This window comes from Thermomonas sp. (assembly GCF_025993755.1).
Lineage (GTDB): Bacteria > Pseudomonadota > Gammaproteobacteria > Xanthomonadales > Xanthomonadaceae > Thermomonas.
On record NZ_JAMQHN010000064.1, the window covers coordinates 1 to 2,856 of the forward strand.

General features: G+C 67.2%; 2 protein-coding genes. Both read left to right on the plus strand.

What is annotated here, in order from left to right:
* On the plus strand, positions 1–1,110 hold a 1,110-nt coding region (gene carA, locus Q0X16_RS04685), incomplete at its 5' end, for a glutamine-hydrolyzing carbamoyl-phosphate synthase small subunit (protein WP_297831210.1).
* Positions 1,103–2,856: carbamoyl-phosphate synthase large subunit (carB, locus tag Q0X16_RS04690; RefSeq protein WP_297831213.1), on the plus strand; the 1,754-nt coding region annotated here is incomplete at its 3' end. The genes carA and carB, both read left to right, overlap by 8 nt.

Here is a 2,856-nt window from a genome sequence, read left to right on the forward strand (position 1 = left end):
ACCGTCTTCGAGGGCATTTCCACGGGCGCCGCCGGTCTGGCGGTCGGCGAAGTGGTCTTCAACACGGCGATGACCGGCTATCAGGAGATCCTGACCGACCCGTCCTACGCCCGCCAGCTGGTGACGTTGACCTATCCGCACATCGGCAACACCGGCTGCACCGAGCAGGACGACGAATCGCCGCAAGCCTGGGCCGCCGGCCTGATCGTGCGCAACCGGCCAACGCCGCCGAGCAGCTGGCGCCATCAGGTCGCGCTGCCGGACTGGCTGGCCGCGCGCGGCATCCCGGCGATCGCCGATATCGACACCCGAAAGCTGACCCGCCTTCTGCGCGAGCGCGGGGCGCAAAACGGCGCGCTGCTTGCGGGCAGCCAACACGGCGAAGCGCTCGACGTCGAAAAGGCGATCGAGGCCGCGCGCAAGTTTCCCGGGCTGGTCGGGATGGACCTGGCCAGGGACGTTTCGACCAAGGCGGCGTACCGCTGGACCGAAGGCCAGCTCGATCTCGACCGCAACGCATTCCGCCAGGCCGCGCCGAAGTTCAAGGTCGTCGCCTACGATTTCGGTGCCAAGCGCAACATCCTGCGGATGCTGGCCGAACGCGGCTGCGACGTGCAGGTGGTGCCGGCGCAGACGCCGGCCAGCGACGTGCTGGCGCTGCGACCGGACGGCGTGTTCCTGTCCAACGGCCCCGGCGATCCGGCCGCCTGCGATTACGCGATTGCGGCCACCCGCGCGTTTGTGGACGCGAAGATTCCGCTGTACGGCATCTGCCTCGGCCACCAGTTGCTCGCGCTGGCCATTGGCGCGAAGACCATGAAAATGCGCCACGGCCACCACGGCGCCAACCACCCGGTGCAGGATCTCGACAGCGGCCGGGTGCTGATCACCTCGCAGAACCACGGCTTCTGCATCGACGAGGCGACGCTGCCGGCCAATGCACGCGTCACGCACCGTTCGCTGTTCGACGGCACCAACCAGGGCATCGCCCTGACCGACGCACCGGCGTTTTCCTTCCAGGGCCACCCCGAGGCCAGCCCCGGGCCGCAGGACATGGCGGACCTGTTCGACCGATTCGTTGCGCTGATGGAGACCAGCACCCATGCCTAAGCGCACCGACCTCAAGACCATCCTCATCATCGGCGCCGGCCCGATCGTCATCGGTCAGGCCTGCGAATTCGACTACTCCGGCGCCCAGGCGTGCAAGGCGCTGCGCGAGGAGGGCTACCGGGTGGTGCTGGTCAACAGCAACCCGGCCACGATCATGACCGACCCGGAGATGGCCGATGCGGTCTACATCGAGCCGATCAACTGGAAGACGGTCGAGAAGATCATCGCCCGCGAGCGCCCCGACGCGATCCTGCCGACCATGGGCGGGCAGACCGCGCTCAACTGCGCGCTGGACCTGGCCGACCACGGCGTGCTCGACAAATACGGCGTCGAGCTGATCGGCGCCCGACGCGAGGCGATCCGGATGGCCGAGGATCGCGAACTGTTCAAGCAGGCGATGTCCGAAATCGGGCTGGAAAGCCCGCGCTCGCACATCGCCCGCACCTACGAGGAGGCCGTCGATGCGCAGGCGGAAGTGGGCTACCCGACCATCATCCGCCCCAGCTTCACCCTCGGCGGCACCGGCGGCGGGATCGCCTACAACCGCGAGGAATTCGAGACCATCGTCAAGCGCGGCCTCGAACTGTCGCCGGTGCACGAAGTGCTGATCGAGGAATCGGTGCTGGGCTGGAAGGAGTTCGAGATGGAGGTGGTCCGCGACGGTGCGGACAACTGCATCATCATCTGCAGCATCGAGAATTTCGATGCGATGGGCGTGCACACCGGTGATTCGATCACGGTCGCGCCGGCGCAGACGCTGACCGACAAGGAATACCAGCGCATGCGCGACGCCTCGATCGCGGTGCTGCGCAAGATCGGGGTCGATACCGGCGGCTCCAACGTCCAGTTCGGAATCAGCGCCAGGGACGGGCGCATGGTCGTGATCGAGATGAATCCGCGGGTGTCGCGCTCGTCGGCGCTGGCGTCGAAGGCGACCGGGTTCCCGATCGCCAAGGTCGCCGCCAAACTCGCGGTCGGCTATACGCTGGACGAGCTGAAGAACGAGATCACCGGCGGCAAGACCCCGGCTTCATTCGAGCCGAGCATCGACTACGTCGTCACCAAGATTCCGCGCTTTGCGTTCGAGAAGTTTCCCGCCGCCGATGCCCGCCTGACCACCCAGATGAAGTCGGTGGGCGAGGTTATGGCGATCGGGCGCAGCTTCCAGGAATCGCTGCAGAAGGCGCTGCGCGGGCTGGAAACCGGCAAGACTGGGCTGGATCCGACGGGGCTGGACCTCACGTCCGAAGACGATCTGCTGAAGCTGCGGCGCGAGCTCAAGGAACCGGGCCCGGAGCGGGTGTTCCATCTGGCCGACGCCTTCCGCGCCGGACTGGGCGTGGCCGATGTGCACGCGCTGTCGTTCGTCGACCCGTGGTTCCTCGGACAGATCGAAGAACTCATCGACGCCGAAATCGACGTGGCCCACCGTGGACTGGAAGGCCTCGACGCCCGGCGCCTGCGCGCGCTCAAGCGGATGGGCTTTGCCGACGCCCGTATCGCCCGCCTGGCCGGAACCGACGAGACCGCCGTGCGCGCGCTGCGCAAGGCCTTCGGCGTGCGGCCGGTGTACAAGCGGGTGGATTCCTGCGCCGGCGAATTCGCCACCTCGACCGCCTACATGTATTCGACCTACGAGGACGAATGCGAAGCCGCGCCGAGCGACCGCCGCAAGATCATGGTGCTTGGCGGCGGCCCGAACCGGATCGGGCAGGGCATCGAGTTCGACTACTGCTGCGTGCACGC